Genomic DNA, 5,205 nt, shown 5'->3' on the forward strand with positions numbered 1-5,205 from the left:
CGACCATCCACATCGCCCCGTGCGCAGAATGCGCACGCTACCACCGCGTCACGTACGTCGCGCATTGTGCGCGACAACCCACATCGCACCGTGCGCCCAAGGCGCACGCTACGGCGTTATGATATAATCTGATGATTATTTTGGATTTGGGGTTTTTTTGTGTGGCCTTTAGCTTCTCATCACAGCTTTAAAATTAATAATTATGCTTCAGAAGTGTTTAACGTGACGAGCGTTGCCGATGCACGAAGTGTGGTCGATTTGGATAGCTTCTTAATCTTAGGAGAAGGCACTAATACCCTCTTTGTCGATAATTATGATGGCGTTATAGTAAAAAGCGACATTACAGGTATATCGCTTCAAGAAAGTCAGTCTGGCTGGCATATTCGCGTTGGTGCGCAGGAAAACTGGCACGATTTTGTTACGTGGACATTGGCTAAAAATATGTACGGACTAGAGAACCTTGTGCTGATTCCTGGCTCAGTGGGTGCTGCACCGGTTCAAAATATTGGCGCGTACGGAGTAGAGGTGAGCCAGTATATCCAAAGCGTCGAAGCCATTCACATTTCCACAGGCGAAGTTCACACAATAGCCAACGATGAATGTGACTTTAGCTATCGCGATAGTGTATTTAAAAGGAACCCGCGTAGTTGGCTTATTACCCACGTTAATTTTTATATCCCAAAAGCTTGGCAACCTAATTTAAGCTATCCTGCACTCGCAGATCTTAAGAGCCAAGCCTCGATATCGGCACGAACAATTGCAGACACTGTCATTGCTATTCGGTCGTCAAAGCTTCCAGACCCTAATAAAATACCCAATGCAGGATCGTTTTTTAAAAACCCAGTTGTTTCTGTGGAGCGCTATCAACAACTCATAGGGGACTTCCCGAATCTCGTCGGGTTTGAAGTCGACTCTGGTTACAAGCTAGCCGCCGGCTGGCTAATCGAGTGCTTAGGCTTAAAAGGGACTTGTTGTGGTGACTGTTGTGTTCATAATAAGCAGGCACTCGTGCTTGTTAATCGAGGACATGCGACAGGAGATGACGTGTTGGCGTTGTGTCGGCTTATTCAGCAGCGTGTTGAACAGGCATTCAGTGTTATGCTCGAGCCAGAAGTCCGTCTGATCGGTCGTAATGGTCTGATAGATGACGTAGCGAACTATCAAGGATTATGAGTATGAAAATCGAACAACGGCTAGAGCAGCTGATAAAGCTACTGAATGATGGCGAATTTCACTCGGGCGAATCACTTGGTCAAGCAATGTCAGTCTCGCGTGCGGCTATTAATCAGTACATTGAAAGGTTAGACGCACTTGGAATTGACGTATTTTCAGTATCAGGTAAAGGTTATCGGCTTGCAAGCTCTATTGAATTACTCAATGCAGAACAAATAGCAGCGACAAGCGAGTTGCCGGAAAGCATGTTAAACGTAAGCTCAATAGTTGGCTCGACCAATGACGACCTCAAGCAATTAAGCGACACGCAACAATTACCGCAGGGTTATGCAATACTGGCAGAGGCTCAAACACAGGGCCGTGGTCGGCGAGGAAAACAATGGATCTCACCATTCGGTACCAATCTGTATATCAGTCTGTATTGGCGGTTAGAAGAAGGTCTGGGACGAGCTATGGGTCTAAGCTTAGCGGTAGGTCTAGCCATAGCACGCGTACTTCGGGAACAGCTTAATATAAGCAACGTGTCAGTTAAGTGGCCCAACGATGTGTACATTGAAAATAAAAAGGTGGCTGGTATTTTGATTGATATCGATAGTCTTGAGGATGGTAGTGCACGTTGTGTGATTGGTGTGGGCATCAATTTAACCCTACCTGACACAGTCGCTCAGTCTATTGATCAAGCGTGGACCGACGTGAATAGCCATTTAGCGTTGCCACTCCAGCGTAATCGGTTCGCAGGTCGCTTACATCAGTATCTCGTCAGAACGCTAACGGACTATGAAAACTCGGGCTTTGGACAGTTTGCCACATTATGGCGAGAATACGATAAGTTCGATACCAAGCCGGTTCGATTATTACTAGGGGAACGAAAAGTTGACGGTCTTTGCCGCGGTGTCGATGAGACCGGCGCGCTTCTAGTTGAGGTCGACGGTAGCGTGAAGCGCTTTTTTGGAGGAGAAATCTCTGTGAGGCCCGGTGATGCGACTAGTCATTGATAGTGGTAACACGCGCAGTAAACTGGCCATTTATCGGAATGACCAACTCGTCCGTGAATATAAATATGTAAACGCTGATCTACTTGCTAACGAGCTGTGGACTGTCGATCTCGAGGATGTTGCGGCTGATATAAAGTTATGCTGTGGCTGTTCTGTTGCAAGCCACGAAGTTAAGAGTGCGATTGAACAGGGACTCCGTCGGCTTGCAATCTCAGTGAATTGGTTAGTCAGTACGACGACGTGGCGTGATGTAAAGAACGGCTATTCGGAACCCGAAAAACTCGGTGCTGATCGTTGGTTCGCTTTGTTAGGTTACCGCTCAGAAGCGCATAACAATTGCATGATTATCGATGCAGGTACGGCGATGACGATCGACTGGATGGATGCGTCGGGTCAGCATCTGGGCGGATGGATTGTCCCAGGACGTCGTTTAATGCACGAATCGATGCATCAAAAAACTGCATTAGTTAAGGGTGAGCTTACGGAGGCGTGTTTTCGGGAACCCGCGACGAGTACGGTGACTGCAATGAGTTATGGTGTCCATTACGCGCTTGTCGGCGCTATAAGCCAAGGGTTGCATGTTAGCCGGCAACGTTTTAATAACGAGCCCTTTGATATCGTTGTTACCGGAGGTGATGGCGAACGATTAATTCAATCACTCAATCGTATAGAGTCGTTCTCTTACATTCGAAAAGATGATTTAGTGTTCAAGGGTTTGCTAGCTGCTGCCGATAACGAGTTATCGAGACGATAGTAAAGGTAAAGCAATGAGGCACGCTGTTATCATACTCGCCCTTGCGATGTTTTGCTCAACCTATGCTGAGGCGCAAGAGCAAAGCGGAGAAATCGAGGCGGTTCAGCTTTATAGTGATGCTGAATTAGTGGATATGTTTGCAAAAAACACCCATCTTCACCGCGTGGAAATTGAAGACCGCTGTCAATTAGTACAGGATATTCAGGCGCAAGCTGATATTGAAAAGCGTCCGACGTATCAATTTTTATATGGCGATATGCTTGCTTGGGGCGTTTGCTATCAACAAGATGAAGCGTTGGGCATTTTGTATATGGAAAAGGCAGCAAAGCAAGGTCTTATTGCTGCGTTAGAACAGCTGGGTCGCTATTATCATAAGGGAACCCTCGTTCAAAAAGATATCGATAAGGCTATTTTGTATTTGAGGGAAGCCGCATCACTCGGTAATGTTCCCGCACAACTTCGTGTCGCGGATATTTTAATTGCGGGCAAGGGCAGTCCTTATGACTTCAAAAGCGTCTACCGGTGGTTACATGAATCAGTGACTGCCGATAAAAGGACTCATCAGGCAATCGCGCAACGAATGGAACAACTCGCAGAGTTGATGCCGCCGTCAGTCGAAGAGGAAGCAAAAAGCCCCTTAAATTAGGGGCTTTCAGGTTTCTTAAGATAAGCGAGAGCGGAAGTCTTCGTACGTAAAATGACGGATACGATCAAAACTGCCGTCTTCACGCAGAATGCCAATATCTGGATGTTGTACACCATTAAAGAACGTTGTTTTTACCATGGTGTAATGCATCATGTCAGCAAAGACTAATCGGTCGCCGGGTTTTAACGGTTCATCAAAGCTGTATTCGCCGATGACGTCACCTGCCAAACAACTGTTGCCACCGAGGCGGTATCGGTAAGGTTTATCAGCAGGTAACCCTGCACCCTCGATATGCGGTCGGTATGGCATTTCAAGAACGTCGGGCATGTGCGCAGTAGCGGAGATGTCTAACAGTGCGATAGAACCTTGGTTCTCGACAATATCCACCACTTCACAGACCAATGGACCCGTTTGCCAAGCAACTGCTGATCCGGGTTCTAAAATAATGTCCAAGTTGTAAGTCGCTTTTAACCGTTGCAACTGGCTAATTAGATGGTCAACATCATAGCCTTCGCGCGTCATTAAATGACCGCCGCCCAGGTTTAACCACTTAACCTGATGCAATAAATCGCCAAACTTGTTCTCTACTGCTGCGAGCGTCCGCTCTAAAGCATAGGAATCGCATTCACACAGGTTGTGTACGTGTATACCTTCTACATCGTCTAGCGAGACGTTTTCAAGCTCACTTGCGCGTACACCCAGTCGTGATCCCGGTGCGCTGGGATCATAGAGTTCGGTATCGGCCTCTTGGTGTTCGGGATTGACCCGCAAACCAACGGATACGCCTGCCGCCTTTGCTTGGTCGGCGTAGGCTTCCCATTGCGAGATGCTATTAAAAGAGATGTGATTAACAATCGGCAACAACTGTTTGATATCCTCAGCCTTGTAGGCTGGAGCATAAGCATGGACTTCGCTGCCGAACTTATCGGCAGCGAGTTGAGCTTCCCAAACCGAGCTTGCTGTACATCCTTTCAAATACTGCTTGATAAGCGGAAAAGCAGACCACATCGAGTAGCCCTTAAGCGCCAGAATGATACTGGCGCCACTTTCTACTTGCACACGTTTCATCAACTCTAGATTGTTACGCAGCAATGCTTCGTCGAGTACGTAACAAGGCGAGGGTATATCCTCACGCAGGTACTTGTTCATATTACTCACCGAACGGCTGCTCACACTCAGTAACGTGCCAAGGCAAGCCATACTGATTTAGGCGATTCATGAATTCATCTGGGTCGAATTGTTCCATGTTCCAAACACCTGGTTTCATCCATTCGCCTTGCAACATCATTGCCGCGCCAATCATAGCGGGTACGCCAGTAGTGTATGAGACCGCTTGTGCGCCCACTTCTTTGTTGGTTTCAGCATGGTCACAGTTATTGTAAATAAAGATGGTTTTCTCTTTGCCATCTTTCATACCTGTTACATAGGTACCAATACAAGTTTTACCGGTGTAGCCTTCTGCTAACGAGCCTGGGTTAGGCAATACGGCCTTTAAAAACTCAAGCGGTACGATGTCTTGTCCTTGGAACTGAACGGGCTTGATTGACGTCATGCCAACATTCTCTAATACGCGCAAATGCGTCAAGTATTGGTCGCCAAAGGTCATCCAGAAACGCGCGCGCTTAATGGTTGGGAAA

The 5,205-nt window shown here is 47.2% G+C and carries 6 protein-coding genes; 4 read left to right on the forward strand and 2 right to left on the reverse strand.

Annotation, left to right across the window (positions count from 1 at the left end; all coding sequences use genetic code 11):
* The first annotated feature begins 159 nt into the window (after positions 1-159).
* From murB to ABNS04_RS11985, 4 genes are read left to right on the forward strand one after another with little or no spacing between them, the layout of a single operon-like run.
* A complete protein-coding gene (gene murB, locus ABNS04_RS11970) occupies positions 160-1,173 on the forward strand; it encodes a UDP-N-acetylmuramate dehydrogenase (RefSeq protein WP_006956155.1) in 1,014 nt (337 codons plus the stop codon).
* Between the two features lie 2 nt (positions 1,174-1,175).
* Complete coding sequence (gene birA / locus ABNS04_RS11975) at positions 1,176-2,168, forward strand: bifunctional biotin--[acetyl-CoA-carboxylase] ligase/biotin operon repressor BirA (RefSeq protein ID WP_272977794.1); 993 nt, start codon at positions 1,176-1,178, stop codon at positions 2,166-2,168.
* Positions 2,152-2,922, forward strand: a complete 771-nt coding sequence (locus ABNS04_RS11980; RefSeq protein WP_272977793.1) for a type III pantothenate kinase — start codon at positions 2,152-2,154, stop codon at positions 2,920-2,922. The genes birA and ABNS04_RS11980 overlap by 17 nt, the downstream gene beginning before the upstream one ends.
* 13 nt (positions 2,923-2,935) lie before the next feature.
* Entirely contained in the window at positions 2,936-3,568 is a 633-nt protein-coding gene (locus ABNS04_RS11985) for a tetratricopeptide repeat protein (RefSeq protein ID WP_272977792.1), read from the forward strand.
* A gap of 15 nt (positions 3,569-3,583) precedes the next feature.
* On the opposite strand, the gene nspC is transcribed toward ABNS04_RS11985, so the two are convergent.
* Complete coding sequence (gene nspC / locus ABNS04_RS11990; protein ID WP_272977791.1) at positions 3,584-4,717, reverse strand: carboxynorspermidine decarboxylase; 1,134 nt, start codon at positions 4,715-4,717, stop codon at positions 3,584-3,586.
* A 1-nt stretch (position 4,718) separates the two neighbouring features.
* On the reverse strand, positions 4,719-5,205 hold a 487-nt coding region (locus ABNS04_RS11995; RefSeq protein WP_272977790.1), incomplete at its 5' end, for a saccharopine dehydrogenase C-terminal domain-containing protein.

It is taken from the genome of uncultured Idiomarina sp. (assembly GCF_964010655.1).
Lineage (GTDB): Bacteria > Pseudomonadota > Gammaproteobacteria > Enterobacterales > Alteromonadaceae > Idiomarina > Idiomarina baltica.